At 31.1% G+C, this 16734-nt stretch carries 16 protein-coding genes; 7 read left to right on the top strand and 9 right to left on the bottom strand.

Features of this window, described 5'->3' with window-relative positions; genetic code table 11:
• Positions 1-84: 84 nt before the first annotated feature.
• From D6200_RS02145 to D6200_RS02135, 3 genes are all read right to left on the bottom strand, one after another.
• Positions 85-1461, bottom strand: a complete 1377-nt coding sequence (locus D6200_RS02145; protein ID WP_240627195.1) for a peptidylprolyl isomerase — start codon at positions 1459-1461, stop codon at positions 85-87.
• Positions 1424-2281 (bottom strand): hypothetical protein, encoded by an 858-nt coding sequence (locus tag D6200_RS02140; RefSeq protein ID WP_047789025.1) that lies wholly within the window; start codon positions 2279-2281, stop codon positions 1424-1426. The genes D6200_RS02145 and D6200_RS02140 overlap by 38 nt, the downstream gene beginning before the upstream one ends.
• A gap of 246 nt (positions 2282-2527) precedes the next feature.
• Positions 2528-2809 carry a DUF493 family protein gene (locus D6200_RS02135; RefSeq protein ID WP_047789026.1) on the bottom strand — a complete coding sequence of 94 codons (282 nt, stop codon included), beginning with the start codon at positions 2807-2809 and terminating at the stop codon, positions 2528-2530.
• A 114-nt stretch (positions 2810-2923) separates the two neighbouring features.
• Between D6200_RS02135 and D6200_RS02130 the strand changes: the two genes are divergently transcribed.
• The 5 genes from D6200_RS02130 (at position 2924) to D6200_RS02110 (ending at position 7639) form a co-directional block, all read left to right on the top strand.
• Positions 2924-3466, top strand: a complete 543-nt coding sequence (locus tag D6200_RS02130) for an AAA family ATPase (RefSeq protein WP_047789027.1) — start codon at positions 2924-2926, stop codon at positions 3464-3466.
• Positions 3459-5345 (top strand): RecQ family ATP-dependent DNA helicase, encoded by a 1887-nt coding sequence (locus D6200_RS02125; RefSeq protein WP_073183655.1) that lies wholly within the window; start codon positions 3459-3461, stop codon positions 5343-5345. The genes D6200_RS02130 and D6200_RS02125 overlap by 8 nt, the downstream gene beginning before the upstream one ends.
• A complete protein-coding gene (gene fmt, locus D6200_RS02120) occupies positions 5346-6290 on the top strand; it encodes a methionyl-tRNA formyltransferase (RefSeq protein WP_206337266.1) in 945 nt (314 codons plus the stop codon).
• 186 nt (positions 6291-6476) lie between these two features.
• Positions 6477-6749, top strand: a complete 273-nt coding sequence (locus D6200_RS02115; RefSeq protein ID WP_047789030.1) for an HU family DNA-binding protein — start codon at positions 6477-6479, stop codon at positions 6747-6749.
• A gap of 119 nt (positions 6750-6868) precedes the next feature.
• Positions 6869-7639 (top strand): pentapeptide repeat-containing protein, encoded by a 771-nt coding sequence (locus D6200_RS02110; RefSeq protein ID WP_073183658.1) that lies wholly within the window; start codon positions 6869-6871, stop codon positions 7637-7639.
• A 67-nt stretch (positions 7640-7706) separates the two neighbouring features.
• On the opposite strand, the gene D6200_RS15240 is transcribed toward D6200_RS02110, so the two are convergent.
• On the bottom strand, positions 7707-7883 hold the full coding sequence (locus D6200_RS15240; protein WP_164505156.1) for a hypothetical protein: 177 nt from the start codon (positions 7881-7883) through the stop codon (positions 7707-7709).
• A gap of 145 nt (positions 7884-8028) precedes the next feature.
• Between D6200_RS15240 and fumC the strand changes: the two genes are divergently transcribed.
• A complete protein-coding gene (gene fumC, locus D6200_RS02105; protein WP_047789033.1) occupies positions 8029-9432 on the top strand; it encodes a class II fumarate hydratase in 1404 nt (467 codons plus the stop codon).
• Between the two features lie 113 nt (positions 9433-9545).
• Here fumC and D6200_RS02100 read toward each other — a convergent pair whose 3' ends face one another.
• Positions 9546-10274 (bottom strand): SDR family oxidoreductase, encoded by a 729-nt coding sequence (locus D6200_RS02100; RefSeq protein WP_073183660.1) that lies wholly within the window; start codon positions 10272-10274, stop codon positions 9546-9548.
• A 150-nt stretch (positions 10275-10424) separates the two neighbouring features.
• On the opposite strand from D6200_RS02100, the gene D6200_RS02095 reads away from it, so the two are divergent.
• Positions 10425-11306: a LysR family transcriptional regulator gene (locus tag D6200_RS02095; RefSeq protein ID WP_073183662.1), complete on the top strand. Its 882-nt coding sequence runs from the start codon at positions 10425-10427 to the stop codon at positions 11304-11306.
• 236 nt (positions 11307-11542) lie between these two features.
• Here D6200_RS02095 and D6200_RS02090 read toward each other — a convergent pair whose 3' ends face one another.
• From D6200_RS02090 to D6200_RS02075, 4 genes are all read right to left on the bottom strand, one after another.
• On the bottom strand, positions 11543-11791 hold the full coding sequence (locus tag D6200_RS02090; RefSeq protein ID WP_073183664.1) for a hypothetical protein: 249 nt from the start codon (positions 11789-11791) through the stop codon (positions 11543-11545).
• Positions 11792-12234: 443 nt separating this feature from the next.
• Positions 12235-13548, bottom strand: coding sequence for a UDP-N-acetylglucosamine 1-carboxyvinyltransferase (gene murA, locus D6200_RS02085; RefSeq protein WP_047789037.1), 1314 nt, complete (start codon positions 13546-13548; stop codon positions 12235-12237).
• A complete protein-coding gene (locus D6200_RS02080; RefSeq protein WP_073183666.1) occupies positions 13549-14181 on the bottom strand; it encodes a DUF4290 domain-containing protein in 633 nt (210 codons plus the stop codon). It abuts the gene before it with no gap.
• Positions 14182-14227: 46 nt separating this feature from the next.
• Positions 14228-16558, bottom strand: a complete 2331-nt coding sequence (locus D6200_RS02075; RefSeq protein ID WP_073183668.1) for an ATP-dependent helicase — start codon at positions 16556-16558, stop codon at positions 14228-14230.
• Positions 16559-16734 lie beyond the last annotated feature (176 nt).

Genomic DNA, 16734 nt, shown 5'->3' with positions numbered 1-16734 from the left:
TTGTTCAATAAATTTAATTACAAACTTTTATAAAATGAAATTCCCGCTCTCGCGGGAATGACAATATACTAAATTTATTATTTCTTATTTGTTTTCTTTCTTCCAATCTTTCTTGAAAGTACACTTCTTATAATCGTTACTTAATTTTAGGTAAGTTTCTTGGATTTTATCCTTGGTCCATTTTGTAATTTCTTCTTCTTTTTTCTTAGCAAGAGCAAATTCTTGCATTCTTACATAGTCATCTACTAAATCAGCTTTATGTGTATCTGTTTTATCTTTTAATAAGATTACTTTATACATTTTTTCTCCTTCTCGTGTTTCATCATAAAAAATATCAGACAAATCACCTTTTTTTAACTCACTAATTCTTGCGAATAACTCAGGCGGCATTCTCGTTAACTCAAAAGTTGGTTCTTGAGTATAAGGATTCATTATAATACCTGCACTATTTTTTGTTTCTTCGTCCTCAGAATATTTCTTTACAGCTTCTTCAAAAGTTATTTTCTCTTCTTTTATATCAGCTACTATCTTTTCTATTTGTTCTTTAGTTTCATTTAATTTTTCATCTGAAACTTCAGGTTGCATTAAAATATGAGATACTTCTCGTTGATTACCTTTAATTTTATGCAGTTGAAGTATATGGTATCCGAAAGCTGATTTAATAGGCTCTGAGATTTGATTTACATCCAATGAAAATGCTGTTTCTTTAAACTCTTTAATAAATGGACTATCTTTTGTAATTACATATTTCCCACCATTTTGAGCTACTCCTGGATCTTCTGAGTTAATAATTGCTTTCAACTTAAAACTTGCACCGTTTTCTATTTCTTTTTTTATTTCTTTTAATTTGTTTATTACTCGCTCTTTCTCTTCTTTTGTTGGTTCTGCTTTAACTACTAATTGTTGCAATTGAACTTCAGCTGGTATTTCAGGAAGCTCTCCCTTATCTTGTAATCCTTTAAAATAGATGCGAATTTCTTCTGGAGTTACGTCAATATTTTCAGTGATCTTTTGCTGTTCTTTTTCTATTAGTAAATTCTCTCTTTGAACTCTACCTAGTTCTTTCTTTAAATCTTCAACATCATTAAAACCATAAGCTTCAACCACTTTTTCTTCACTTCCATATTCTTGTGTAAAAAAAGCAATACTTCTATCTACTCTACTATCAATTTCAGATTGAGATACTGTTACACTATCAATAATTGCATGATGAGCTAATAGTTTTTGTTGCATTAATTCTTCTAACATTTCACAGTCAGATATCTTTACTTTTCCTTCACTTCTTAACTCTACTTCTTGCTTAAACTTATCTATATCAGAATCTAAAACAATGTTTTTACCCACCACCACAGCAACACCATCTACTTTTGTTCCTTGTGCATTAACTGTTGTTAAGCCTGCTAAAAACAACGTAAATACTATACTAATATTCTTTAAAGTTCTTGTTTTCAATTGCATCATTTATCAGCGTTTTTTCAATATCTCGTATTAATTCTAATTTTCTTTTATGTAAAATAATCTGTTTTATTCTAGCGCTTACATAGCTCAGTGGAGCCGTAGCGTTTTGTGGTAACATATTTTTTACAGCGACCAAATATACTCCTAAACTATCTTCTTTTTGTATGAATTTTGATATTTTTAACAAGTTTTCTTTCGTTTCGTTACGAAAAGGTGGAATTTTTTTCTTTAAATATTCAAAAGTTACCCAAGTTGAATCTTGTAATCGATATGATTTAAAATTTAATAAATGTCTTTCTAAATCTTCTTTATCCTCTTCTTTTTCTGACTTAAACTGCTTTATTGTTTCTTTTTTATCCAGGTAATCTTTACCAAAATGTACATATTCAAATTGTACAAGTTCTTCACTTACTTTAAAATTCTCTTTATTTTCCTCATAATACAACTCTATTTCTTCCTCAGTAACAACCGTATCTAATTGTTGTTTTATCAAACGTTCTTTATAGCCGTTAATGTATAAACTCTTTTTATAATCGTTAACTAAGTTTTGTATTTCTTCACTGTTTACTTCTGAGATATTCTCTTCTGCTTTAATGTACAATAATTCTTGTTTAGCCCAAGAATTAATCAAACCTTTTACTATAACTAAACTATCTTTGGGTGAAAGATTTTTTGGCAATAAACCAGCAATATCTTTTTTGTATAGATGTTTATTATAAACAGTAGCAATTGGTCTTTCACTCGTAACTCTTTTAGTCTTTAAACTAACAAGATCACATGAAACGATTATAAATAATGTTGTTAAAAAAATATATTTTCTCACTTTGTATTATTGGTTAAACGTATTCTTAAATTTTATTAATCCCCTTTTCTTACTCTAACCATATAGTTGTTTCATAGCTTTTTTATCATTCTTTTCCTTACTAGAAATAATTACTTATCTTTTTTATTGCATCAAGTTCTTTGCCATACTTTTAGCTTAGTAAAAGATTTTTAGCCATAATTTTTCTTTTTTTAAAAGAAAAACTACATCCAAAAATGAAAGTGTAAAACTTTTTTTGTTATAAATTTACAAAGAAATAATACCTTTTATTGCCTCTGCTTTTTTATAATACGAAATAACTTCGTTTGAACTCTTTACTGTAATATGTATTGATACACTTACGTATTTTCCTGTTTTAGATTTTTTTGTATTGATAACTGCTCCAGCATTATTAAATAAGTCTTGTACTTCTTTCTCCTGACTACCATCAGTAGGAACAATAAATTTATATAAATACTTAGCTGGAAACGTTGTGGTATCTTCTAATTGTGATTTTAATTTTGCGTAAAAAGCTTCTCTATCTTGCATAACTCAGAAATTACTATTTTATAAAAACTCATCAAAAATTTAAAGCATGTAGTGATGATGCACAAAATTACACTATTTATTATATTTATAACTTGAAACTTTTATTTTTGCCCCATGCAACAAAAAATAGTTTTAATAGGTGGTCCTGGTACAGGTAAATCCTCTATTTTAAGAGAATTTATTAGACGTGGATATGAATGTATGCCAGAGATTTCAAGAGAGGTTACACTTAAAGCTCAAAAAGATGGTATTGATCAACTTTTTTTAGAGCAACCTTTATTATTTAGCCAACTATTATTAGAAGGAAGAGAGCAACAGTACTTAGAAGCTCACCAAAGTGATGCTGAGATTATCTTTTTTGATAGAGGGATTCCTGATGTACACGCTTATATGAATTATTTAGGTTCTGACTACCCAGATGTTTTTATTAAAAAAAGCAATAAATATTTATACAATAAAGTATTTATGTGCGCTCCTTGGGAGGCTATTTATAAATCTGACAACGAACGTTATGAAACCTTCGAGCAATCAGTGAAAATAGATACCTTTTTAAAAGAAGCTTACGAGGAAGTAGGCTATAATATTATTGATGTTCCTTTTGGTTCGGTACAAGAGCGCTGTGATTTTATTTTACATTCGTTAAAACACGATGTATGATAAATCGCTACAAATATTAAAACATTATTGGGGCTATACTTCTTTTAGAAAACCTCAACAAGAAATAATTACTGAAGTTTTAACAGGAAACAATGTTGTTGCTTTACTTCCTACAGGAGGTGGAAAGTCTATTTGTTTTCAAGTACCCGCATTGGTTAAGGAAGGAGTTTGTATAGTAGTTTCTCCCTTAGTTGCCTTAATGCAAGATCAAGTTGCTAATCTTATTGATAAAGGCATAAAAGCTACTTTAATATCTTCTGGAAGCTCACAAGACGATATTATTACACTTTTTGATAATATTCGGTTTGGAAATACTAAGTTTTTATACATTTCACCTGAACGGTTGCAATCTCGTTTTATTCAAGAAAAAATAAAGCAACTAAATGTAAACTTAATAGCTATTGATGAAGCACATTGTATTTCTGAATGGGGGCACGATTTCCGTCCTTCTTATCAAGAGATTACTGTTTTAAAAGAGTTACTACCAACAACCCCTATAATTGCTTTAACAGCTACGGCAACTCAAAAAGTAATTTCAGATATTGTTTCTTCTCTTGAATTAGAAAAACCTACCGTTTTCAAAAAATCTTTTTTTAGAGAGAATTTAGCCTATCAAATTTTTAAAACTGAAGACAAGCTTGGTAAGCTCAATCAGATTTTTACTAAAACAAAAGCTCCTTCAATTATATATGTAAATACTCGTAGTAAAACGAAAGAAATTAGCAGTTACTTAAATGCTAATGGATTTAAAAGTTCTTTTTACCATGGAGGTCTTTCTCCTGTAGAAAAAAAGTTAGCTTTTGATAATTGGATGACAGAGAAAACTCCAATTATAGTTGCTACCAATGCTTTTGGTATGGGAATAGACAAACCCAACGTTCGAGTTGTTATTCATCTTAACCTACCTTTTTCTATTGAAAACTACATTCAAGAAGCGGGTCGTGGTGGACGTGATGGAGTAAAGTCTTTCCCTGTAGTATTAACTAACGATAGTGATATTTCTTTAAGTAGTGAATTACTTGAAAAATCATTACCAACCATTGATGAAATAAAAACTATTCACCAAAAACTATATCAACATTTTCAAATTGCAAAAGGTGAATTAATCGAAACTGCTTTCGATTTTAATTTTTTAGCTTTTTGTAATAAGTATAATTTCATCCCCAATAAAACATTCAATGCTCTTCAAATACTCAATAATAATGGCATTATTGAATTAAATCATAGCTTCCAACAAAAATCTACAGTTCAGTTTTTAGCCTCAAACAAACAAGTTATATCACATACAAATCAAAACTCCCAAATTAAAAATTTTGTCCAACAAATTTTACGTATGTATGGTGGCATTTTTGAAAACCCTGTAAAAATTGATGAATTTTACATTGCTAAAAAGCTAGGTACTACCTCTTGGTTCGTAATCAATACTTTAGAAAAGTTAGCTCAAAAAGAATTAATAGCTTATACAAAAGCTACTAACAATTCGGAACTTTTCTTTTTACACCCTAGAGAAGATGATAAAACCATCAACCGAATTTCTCTAAACATTAAACAATACATTAAACAGAAAAAACAAAAAAATAGAGACTTACTTCAGTTTATAGAAAACAATTCGGTTTGTAGAAGCGTACAACTTCTTTCCTATTTTGGTGAACACAGCTCTCAAAGTTGTGGAATCTGTGATGTTTGTTTGCAAAGAAAAAACAAAACTAGTATAAGCCAAAAAGATATTCTTTCTAACTTACAAAAAGAAAAAACCTATACAGTTACTGAAATCTGCTCGCTATTAAATGAAAAAGAAACGAACATTTTAATACTTTTGCGAGAGCTTCTTTCCGAAGAAAAAATACACACAAAAAACAATAAATACTTTTTAAAATAAATGAGAGATTTACGCATCGTTTTTATGGGAACTCCTGATTTTGCTGCTACTATTTTACAGCATTTAGTGGAGAATGATTATAATGTAGTAGGAGTTATTACTGCTCCAGATAAACCTGCTGGTAGAGGTCGTAAGCTTAATCAATCTGCTGTAAAAAAATATGCACTTTCTCAAAACCTGCCTATTCTTCAACCCAAAAACTTAAAGAACGAAGAATTCCAAAAAGATTTAAAAAAGTGGGATGCTAACTTACAAGTAGTTGTTGCTTTTAGAATGTTACCTAAATCCGTTTGGGCACTACCAGAATATGGTACTTTTAATTTACATGCTTCATTATTACCAGAATATCGTGGTGCTGCACCTATTAATTGGGCAATTATAAATGGCGAAACGAAAACAGGTGTTACTACTTTCTTTATTGATGGTAAAATTGATACAGGAGAAATCATATTACAAAATGAGGTAACTATTAAAGGAGATGAAATTGTTGGTGAGTTACACGACAGATTAATGCACTTAGGAGCTAAACTAGTTGCTGAAACTTTAGACTTAATTGCTAAAGGAGATGTTACAACTACTAAACAACCTGAATTAGAAGAGAAATCTGCTCCAAAATTGTACCCTCATAACTGTAAGATAGATTGGTCTAAATCTTTAAATGATATTTATAATCATATTCGCGGATTAAATCCATATCCTGCTGCTTGGACTACCATTGTAAATGGAGATGATGAACTTTCTGCTAAAATATACGGAGTTAGTAAAGCCCCTACTTCTCATAATCTTGAGGTTGGTGCTATCGTTACCACTAAAAAGGAGTTAAAAATTGCTGTTACAGATGGTTACTTAAATATTCATCAAATTAAAATTTCTGGTAAAAAGTTAATGGATGTTCAGAGTTTATTAAACGGTTTTCAATTCGAAAAAGATGCAAAAGTTCTCTAGCCCTTTATCCATGGGGTTTTAGCGTTTTTAACAAAAAAAGATGAGTGGTTATTAACAATTTAAGGTAACTTATTAACAAAAGAGTATTTTTTTCAAGTCAAATCTTGCACAATCTCGCGTTCCGTCTATATTTGTTGAGCTATTGAAGCAAAAAAATATTAATTAATTTTAAAATCTATTTAAATTATGAACAAATCAGATTTAATCGATGCGATGGCTGCTGATGCAGGAATTTCTAAAGCTGCCGCTAAAGCTGCATTAGATTCTTTAACTACTAACGTAACTAATACTTTAAAGAAAGGTGATAAAGTTGCTTTAGTTGGATGGGGAACTTGGTCTGTTTCTAAGAGAGCTGCTAGAACTGGTAGAAACCCTCAAACAGGAAAAGAAATAAAAATTGCTGCTAAAAACGTAGTTAAATTTAAAGCTGGTGCTGGTTTAAGTGACTCAGTAAACTAATATCCTCTTTTAAGAAAATATACTAACAGTATTTAGGAAACTAAATACTGTTTTTTTTTAAGTGTCACAAAAACCAAAAGTTAGTTGTCTTTTATATAGAACTTAAAAAACCATTAAAAATGAAAATTATAGTTACTATTACAGGACTTTTACTTTGCTTTTCAACTGCTTTTGCTCAAAAAGTTATAAATGCATCTGACATTATGAGAGATGTTAAAAACGGAAAAGCAATAGAAATTTCTAACACTACTATTAAAGGTACATTAGACTTTACTTTTATGAATGAAGCGTTACCTAAATTACCTAAAAGAAAAAGTTGGTGGAATAATGGAGGATCTAACACCGTTGAAAAACAAATTACAAATAAAGTTTCTTTTGTAAATTGTGTTTTTGATGATGATGTTTTAGCCTACATTCCTCATGAGAAAAGTGGATATACTTTTGTTGCTAATTTTGAAGATATTGTTGTATTTAAAGATTGTACTTTTGAACAAAAAGCGATGTTTAAATATTCAAATTTTGAGAGAAACACAAACTTTTCTAACACTAAATTTAAAGGTGACTCAACATTTAAGTACGCAAAATTTGATAGAGATATTACTTTCGAAAACACCTCTTTTGAGGAACCAGCTACATTTAAGTATGCAGATTTTAACCGTTTTGTAAGCTTTAAAAACTCTGTTTTCAATGAAAGTGCTATTTTTAAATATACCGAATTTAAAGATGGTGTATCATTTAGAAATGTAAAGTTTGAAGAAGACTTAAATATTAAATACACAAAAGTATCAGGAGAGTTTGATATTACTGGAATGGAAGTAGCTTTTGATATAGACTCTAAATACACTAAAATAAACGGAAAAAGTTTTAATAAATACTTAATGAAAAGATAAGCTTTCTATTTTATACATAAAAAAGCTCGCAAAATTGCGAGCTTTTTTATTATATCATATTAAAAGCTTACTTACCTTCTTCAGCAGCTTTTTTAGCTTCTCTTTTCAACTTCATGTTTTCCCAGATAGTTCCACCAATCCAGTAAGGAACTACAAATGTTAATAAGAAAATTAACAACCAAAATCCAGCTGTAAAAATAAACATGAATAATACCAATCCTGAAAATTCTGAAAAATCTAACATTTGTTTCTTATTAATAATTGTTATGCCACAAAATTATAACTATTTTTCTTTTCCTCCAATAAAATCTGATAAAAATCACTATTAAAAACTATTAGAATTTGTAATTTTGAACATCATTAATTTTAAGCATTTTAAATCATTCCAAATGACAAAATATAGAATTGAGAAAGATACAATGGGACAAGTAGAAGTTCCTGCTGATAAATATTGGGGAGCACAAACCGAGCGTTCTCGTAACAATTTTAAAATTGGTCCTGCTGCCTCTATGCCATTAGAAGTTGTATATGGATTTGCATACTTAAAAAAAGCAGCTGCTTTCACTAACGCTGAGTTAGGTGTATTAGCTACTGAAAAACGTGATTTGATTGCACAAGTATGTGATGAAATATTAGCTGGAAAGCACGACGACCAATTCCCATTAGTAATCTGGCAAACAGGTTCTGGTACACAATCTAACATGAATGTAAACGAAGTTATTGCTAACCGTGCTCACGAAATCGCTGGGAATGTAATTGGTGAAGGTGAAAAAACCATCCAACCAAACGACGATGTAAACAAATCGCAATCTTCTAACGATACCTTCCCTACTGGAATGCACATTGCTGCCTACAAAAAAATTGTAGAAGTAACCATTCCTGGTGTTGAACAATTGCGTGATACTTTACAAACAAAAGCTGAAGCTTTTAAAGATGTGGTGAAAATTGGGCGTACACATTTAATGGATGCTACTCCCCTAACCTTAGGTCAAGAGTTTTCTGGATATGTTGCTCAATTAAACTTCGGGTTAAACGCTTTAAAAAACACCTTAGCACATTTAGCACAATTAGCGTTGGGTGGAACAGCGGTAGGAACTGGATTAAATACACCTGCTGGTTACGATGTGTTAGTTGCTAAATACATTGCTGAGTTTACAGGATTACCATTTATAACTGCTGAAAATAAATTTGAAGCTTTAGCTGCTCATGACGCATTAGTTGAAACTCACGGAGCGCTAAAACAATTAGCCGTTTCATTAAATAAAATAGCAAATGATATTCGTTTAATGGCTTCCGGACCTCGTTCAGGAATTGGAGAAATCATTATTCCTGCGAATGAACCAGGATCTTCTATTATGCCAGGAAAAGTAAACCCAACTCAGGCAGAAGCTATGACTATGGTTTGTGCACAAGTAATGGGTAACGATGTTGCGGTAACTGTTGGTGGTACTCAAGGTCACTACGAATTAAACGTTTTTAAACCTATGATGGCAGCTAACGTATTACAATCGGCTCAATTAATTGGGGATGCTTGTGTATCGTTTGATGTAAACTGTGCTGCTGGTATTGAACCAAACCAAACAAGAATCACTGAGTTATTAAATAACTCATTAATGTTAGTTACGGCATTAAATACTAAAATTGGATATTACAAAGCTGCTGAGATTGCAAATACAGCACACGCAAACGGAACTACTTTAAAAGAAGAAGCAGTACGTTTAGGATACGTAACTCCAGAACAGTATGACGAATGGGTAAAACCAGAAGATATGACAGGTAGCTTAAAATCATAAAAGCTTTACTTACCATAGATATAAAAAAACCACAACAAAATGTTGTGGTTTTTTTTATTGCATATTATATTTTATTATCTCATTCTAAAATAATGTTACCCTAAAAGAAAAGACTAAGCATCTTGCATAGTATCGCAAATAACAATTTCTCTTAACAACACAGATTGTGGTAACTCATATGCAAACTTTATAGTCTTAGCAACATCTTTAGCAGTAATATTAACAGCTCCTACACTCTCTTTCCACTCATTATATCCTTTAATTATTGTATCATCCGTAGTATGCTCGAGCAATTCTGTTTTAACCGCACCAGGTTCAATTGTTATTACTCGCACGTTAAAGGGAGATAACTCTAATCTCGCTGTTTGTGTTAACCCACGAACACCAAACTTACTAGCACAATATGCTGCATGATTTTCAAAAGCTTGATAGCCTGCCATAGATGACAAATTTATTATAGTTCCACCTTTACGAGCCTTCATACTTGGTATTACCGTTTGCATACCATGCATCACTCCCATTACATTAACATCTAACATTTTTTGCCATTCATTGGCATTTTGTGTTTCAATGGATCCTAATAACATAACCCCTGCATTATTTATCAATAAATCAGTTTCTCCATAAACAGCTTCAGCCGCTCTTATTGCTTTTTCTAATCCCGTTTTATCAGTTACATCAACTTTTTTACACAAGGTATTAGGTAAGTTTAAAGCCTCCATCTTTTCTACCCTTCTTGCTAATAATAAAAGAGGGTATCCGTCTTCTGCAAACATTTTAGCCATTTCTAACCCAAAACCAGAACTAGCTCCAGTAATAACTACTAATTTTTTATCTTCCATAAATCATTCCTTTGTTATAATTATTTTTTATACTAATTTAAATTCAACTTTACTACTAGCTAACTATTTTATTAGATTTTACAAAGGTACATTTCAAAAAAAACTACTCAAAATACTATTTTTGTATCTTAATCATAATTTATAATTATAATGGAAGAGCGTTTATTAAAGTTTTTTATTGCTGTATATGAAGAAAAAAACCTTACACGTGCGGCCAATAAATGTTTTGTTTCTCAACCTAATATTTCTAACGGAATAAAATTATTTGAGAGTAAAATGAATTGTACTTTATTTAAAAGACATCAACGAGGTGTCGAGCCTACAAACGAAGCACACTACCTATACCCCATAGCTAAAAGAATTTTAAATGAATTAAATGATTTACCTAACATATTTACAAAAAGTGCGTTTAAAAATGAGGTTAAAATTGGTATTGCAGATAGTTTACCACAAGAATACAAACTACAATTTATAAAAAAGGTTAATGAATTAAATAGTAATGTATTTTGGACAGTAAATCATTGTAATGAAAATAATGAGATTAATTTATTAGTTAAAGAATGGAAGAAAGAAGAAGATTTGTTTTTACCACTATGGCAAGAAGATTATTTATTATGTATTCCCAATGGACATAAATTATTAGCCAAAAACGAAATTGATTTGGTAGCAGATTTAAAAGATGAAAACTTCATTCATTGTCCTCCTTGTGAAGCTCATAAACAATGTATTTCTATCCTAAATTTTGCTAATAAAACTATTAATACTGTAGGTAATTGTAGTACAAAAACTGAAACTTTAACTTTATTAATGGCGGGTTTAGGTTTAACTTTTTTACCTGAGTATTTTATTGATGGTTGGTATGGTTTTGAAACTAGGCCGTATAAAGGCCCTCGTTATTATAGAGAAGTAGGTTTAGCTTACTCTAGGCACAGCTTACAAAACCCTGCTATAGCAAAAACCATTAATTATTTTTCAAAAAACAAACTTAAGGCAAATAAATTTAACAATTTCGGATATTATTTTAAACCGTGATTCTTTTTCCCTCAAACCATTACTCTATAAATTTTATTTATAAACTAACAATTTTCCACATTATAAAGTAAAAGCATACATAGAATACTTTACTTTTTAAATGATGCTTTAGTTTTTTATTTTGGGCGATGATTAACTAAGTATTAGCGAACAAAATAATCATCAAAATAAGCTTAAAAAATAGAAAACCACAACAAAATGTTATGGTTTTCTGTTTAACGAACTTTTAAAATAAATTATATCTCTTGATATGTATAGGTTTTAGCTATTTCTTTTATTCTTTCATTAGTAACAATTCCTTTTTGTACCTCATAATCCTCAGCGGTTTTTCTTGGTATACGAATTACTCCGTTAGATAATTTTACGGTGTATCCAAAATGTTCGTTTATAAAATGCTCTTTATACGAACCAATATTCTTATCTATTAAACTTGCTTGTTGGGTAATACCTATTACCCCTTTCCTATTATTTTCTGTCTTTGTCATAATTATTTATTTAGATTTTTAGTAGTTACTTTTTTACAATTACTCTTTGTGTTTCCGAACACATAAACCACGACAATACACTTTTACACCTATGCGTAGTGTACTCTTAGCTCTATTAAAAAAATAAAAGGAATGTAGTGAGGATTACTTTTGCTTTTTCAAAGTTTGAAGGTACAAATAACAAATCATACTACAAAAAAATCTCTGTTATATAAGAAAGTGTTTATTCCTTATTCATGTTTCATCCTGAAATAGCATTAGAGTAAGAACAAAGTATGATAACTAAAAAAAGTGACCTTCAAATTTAAAACTTTATACTGTATAAAAAAGTTAGTTGTTCTTATTAAAAAACTCAAGTAGTAAAATATGAACTAGATTTAAAAAAATCTCTCAACAAACTTTTAGTTCACTGAGAGATTTCTACAACTTTAACTCTAGCTAGTTTAACTATCAATTCGTTCAATCTTTGCTCCGATAGATTTTAAACGTGCTTCGATATCTTCGTAACCTCTATCTATCTGTTCAATATTATTAATAATACTTGTCCCTTTTGCTGAAAGTGCTGCTATTAATAATGAGATACCTGCACGGATATCTGGAGAGGTCATTTTTGTTGCCTTCAACTGCGATTTAAAGTCATGACCTATTACTGTAGCTCTATGAGGATCGCATAAAATTACCTTAGCCCCCATATCGATTAATTTATCAACAAAGAATAAACGGCTTTCAAACATTTTTTGGTGAATTAGTACGGTTCCTTTTGCTTGTGTGGCAACTACCAATACAATACTCAATAAATCTGGTGTAAACCCAGGCCATGGTGCATCTGCTACAGTTAATACTGACCCGTCAATATAACTTTGAATTTCGTAGCTTTCTTGCTCTGGTATGTAAATATCGTCTCCCTTTCTTTCTAATTGAATTCCAAGTTTTCTAAATACATTAGGAATTTGTCCTAAATCATCCCAACTTACATCCTTAATTGTCAATTCCGAACGTGTCATAGCAGCCATACCTATCCAACTACCAATCTCAATCATATCTGGCAATATAGTATGTTCACAGCCTTTTAGAGTTTCCACTCCTTCAATAGTGAGTAAATTAGATCCTACTCCAGTAATTTTTGCTCCCATTGAGTTCAGCATTTTTGATAATTGCTGAATGTAAGGCTCACAAGCTGCGTTATATATTGTTGTGGTTCCTTTGGCTAATACTGCAGCCATAATAATATTTGCTGTACCAGTTACCGAAGCTTCATCTAGCAACATCTCTGCTCCTACTAATCCTGTTTCTGTTTCTACACCGTAGAAATATTCTTCACGATTATATCGGAATTTTGCTCCTAAATTGATGAATCCTTCAAAGTGAGTATCTAGACGACGACGTCCTATTTTATCGCCTCCTGGTCGAGGAATATATCCTTTTCCAAAACGAGCCAATAACGGACCAACAATCATAATAGACCCTCTTAAAGAGCTTCCATCTCTTTTAAATTCTGGTGACTCTAGATATTTTAAATTGATATCGTCTGCTTGAAAACTATATGAGTTTTTAGATAATTTTTCTATTTTAACTCCTAATTCTCCTAAAATAAAAATCAGTTTATTAACATCAATAATATCAGGAACATTGTTTATAATTACTTTTTCTGACGTTAACAACACCGCACATATTACCTGTAATGCTTCATTTTTTGCTCCTTGCGGTGTTATTGTTCCTTTTAATTTGTGACCTCCTTCTATTTTAAATGATGCCATTTACTTTTTTCTGTATTTAGTATTTGTTTTTCCTTTTGATTTGTGCTGTCCTTGTCCGCTACGTTTTCTTAACAGGCTTTTGCTATCTGTTAAGTCCTCATCAATATCTCGAATATCTATTTTTCCTTCAGACAGCTCATATAAATGATCGAAAATAACACTGTCTTCAACTGTGTCTTTGTTCCAGTTTAAATAGCATTTTTTCATATGATTAGCAATGGTGAATACCAAAGCTTCTTTCATATCTCCCTCTTCCCATGTTAAAGCAACATCAATCATGGTTTGAATATTTGTACCATAAAAACGATACTTTGATGCTGATTTTGGATATGGCAATCGCTCAGGAGATTCTTGTAACTCTTCCTTTGAAGGTGTTTCGTAAGGAGAATCAACATCTAACTGAAAATCTGCCATTATATGTAACTGATCCCAAAGTTTATGCTTAAAATCAGGCACATCACGTAAGTGAGGTTGTAAATTACCCATTACATCAATAATAGCTTTAGCCATTGTATTTCGTTCTTCTTTATCTTCTAAAGCGATACAATGATTCACTAGCTTTTGTATATGCCTCCCATATTCTGGGATAATTAATTTGGATCTTTTCGAATTGTATTCTAAATCAAACGTCATTTCTCTATATTTTATCTATGCAAAATAGGTAATTATTATGAATTAACTACCCGATTACTTTCAATTTTGCAAATTGTAACAATAATTTCTTTTTACCTACGGTACTAAACTCTATTTCTGCTTTTTTATTGGGTCCTTTACCTTCTAAAGCTACTACTTTTCCAGTGCCAAAACGGTTATGTTCTACTACGTTTCCTACAGTGATTTCTCCATCAAACAAATTCATTTTTGGGCTCATTTCTGAAACCTTCTTCATTTTACTTTTTGGAGGAACCATATTTGTTTTTTCTTTCTTCGCTAAGAACTCTTTTCTTTTCTTTTGAATTGGTTTTTGAAAACGTATTTTTTTTGGGGAATCGTCTTCAAACAAACTAGCATCAATAAACCTATTTACTGATGGTTCAGGTACTTTTGGCGTTAAATACTCTAAATATTGCTCATCTATTTCTTCTAAAAATCTACTTGGCTCACCATCAGTTAATTTACCCCAACGATAACGTGTTTGTGCATAGGTCAAATACGCTCCTTTTTCAGCTCTTGTTAACGCTACGTAAAACAAACGACGTTCTTCTTCTAATTCACTGCGAGTATTCATACTCATTGCTGAAGGGAATAAACTTTCTTCTAAACCTACAATGTACACATAAGGAAACTCTAAACCTTTGGATAAGTGAATTGTCATTAACGAAACTCTAGGTTCTTCATCTTGCTTATCAGAATCAAAATCAGTGGCTAGAGCGACATCTTCTAAAAATGAAGTTAACGATGCGTCTTCTCCTGTTTCAATTTTATCGGTAATAAAATCTTTTATTCCGTTTAAAAGTTCTTGAACATTTTCGACTTTATTAACGCCTTCTGGAGTTCCATCTTTTTGTAAATCTTTGACTAATTGGGTTTGTTTAACTACCAAATCAGCAATTTCAAAAGCATTTTTTGTTTGTGCTTCAATTTGAAAACGTTGAATCATGTTTACAAAATTCTGCAACTTTGTTTTGGTTCCTGAATTAAGATTAATGTCTACCGTATTGATATTCTTTAAAATATCAAACATTGATTTTTTATAATGATTCGCTGCAATTGTTAGTTTATCTAACGTTGTAGCTCCAATCCCCCTTGCTGGGTAGTTAATAATACGTTTTAATGCTTCCTCATCATTCGGGTTGATTAAAATTCGTAAATACGATAGTAAATCTTTAATTTCTTTACGTTGGTAGAATGAAATACCTCCGTAAATTTTATACTTAATATCTTTTTTACGCAATGCATCTTCTATCGCTCTCGATTGTGCATTGGTACGGTATAAAATGGCAAATTGATCGCTTGTTAACTGATGATTCATTTGGTTTTCCCAAATAGATTGAGCTACGAAACGTCCTTCTTCTCCATCAGAAATTGTACGCATTACCTTCACACTATCTCCTGCATCGTTAGCTGTCCAAATTTCTTTATCTAGCTTCGTTTTATTCTTATCAATAACACTATTCGCAGCGCGTACGATGTTACTTGTTGAACGGTAATTTTGTTCTAACTTGAATGTTTTTACATCTGGGTAATCCTTCTGGAAGTTCAAGATATTTTGAATATTCGCTCCACGGAATCCGTAAATACTTTGCGAATCATCTCCTACTACACAAATATTCTGAAAGCGATCTGCCAACGCACGTACAATTAAATACTGCGAATGGTTGGTATCTTGGTACTCATCTACCAAAATATATCGGAAACGATCTTGATATTTTGCCAACACATCTGGAAAACGCGCTAATAATTCATTGGTACGCAATAGTAAATCGTCAAAATCCATCGCTCCTGACTTAAAACATCTATCTACATATTCTTTATAGATATCACCTGTTCTCGGTCTACTTGCTTCTAAATCGGCTTGTTGTAAATCAGAGTTATTAAAATACGCTCTAACCGTAATTAAGCTGTTTTTAAAAGACGATATTCTGCTTAAAATTTGTTTTGGCTTGTATCGATCTTTATCTAAATTCATTTCTTTGATAATCGCCGTTATCAATCGAACTGAATCTTGTGTATCGTAAATGGTGAAGTTTGACGGATAGCCTAATCGATCAGCCTCTGAACGTAAGATACGTGCAAAAACTGAGTGAAATGTTCCCATCCAAAGGTTTTTAGCTTCGCTATACCCCACTACTTTACCAATACGATCTTTCATTTCACGGGCAGCCTTGTTGGTAAATGTTAACGATAAAATGTTAAAAGCATCTACTCCTTGCTCCATTAAATAAGCAATTTTATAAGTCAGCACTCTCGTTTTACCCGATCCTGCTCCTGCTATAATTATCATTGGGCCGTCTTTTTGTAAAACAGCTGCTCTCTGTGGTTCGTTAAGTTGCTCTAAATAAGTATTCAATGGAAATAAAATTGAAAGTATTTTAAAAATGGAAAATTAACCAATCTTTTAGGTTTTTTAAAGATTCTATCCTTTTTTTTATTCACTAATTTTTAATCCTATAAATTCAAGCTAAAACCCGAATCAACAATAATTCGTCTTATAACCCTTATTTTAAAATATTCGCTTTAAAACCC

This window comes from Tenacibaculum mesophilum (genome assembly GCF_003867075.1).
Lineage (GTDB): Bacteria > Bacteroidota > Bacteroidia > Flavobacteriales > Flavobacteriaceae > Polaribacter > Polaribacter mesophilus.
Note: the sequence above shows the minus strand (reverse complement) of the source record. Positions and strands in the feature narration are given on the sequence as shown.